We start from the raw sequence: 709 nt of genomic DNA on the forward strand, positions 1-709 counted from the left end.
TCGATGAATTTTTCTCTGGTCAGATCGGGACGATTGAGATACCCACGTGCCAAACCAGCACCACTTATGCATAATTCACCTATTACCCCTATAGGCTGTAATTCAAGACCATTCCCTACAATATAAACCTGAGTGTTCGAGATTGGACGACCTATGGATAGATTATCTAAACTATTCATGGAAATATTAAGTACAGTACAGCCTATCGTAGTTTCTGTTGGACCATATTCATTATAAAACTCTATATTCGAATTTGAGAAATTTAAATTATCTAAAATTGTACTTTCCAATTTTTCTCCACCTACTATTACTTTTGTCAGAGTAGAATTGTTAATGTCTTTTAGAAAATGTAGATGAGATGGTGTTAACTTTATTGAATCAATATGTTTGTTGTTCAATATGTCTCCTAAAACAATATGTACATTTTCATTTGTACTAACAGATAACTGTCCTCCTGTTATTAATGTTAGATAGATACTTGTCTGAGTAAGGTCAAAAGATAAGGAAGTAAACAAAGGAAAATTATAAGTATCAAAATCTTTCCCATAATTGCACATTGCAAAAGACAAATAATTCATCAAGTTATCATGTTCAATCATTACCCCTTTAGGTTTCCCTGTTGACCCTGATGTGTAGATTACATATGCGAGGTGGTTGGGCAATGTGATTTTTGGTAGTTTTCTAGATGATTCTATTGCGATCTCCTCCC

Annotated in this window: 1 protein-coding gene; it reads right to left on the reverse strand. The window is 33.6% G+C overall.

Going from position 1 to position 709, the window contains the following annotated elements:
* The coding region (locus tag ABD816_RS22220; protein WP_344931117.1) for an AMP-binding protein at nucleotides 1-709 on the reverse strand (709 nt) is incomplete at both ends.

It is taken from the genome of Aquimarina addita, assembly GCF_039539305.1.
Taxonomy (GTDB): Bacteria; Bacteroidota; Bacteroidia; order Flavobacteriales; family Flavobacteriaceae; genus Aquimarina; species Aquimarina addita.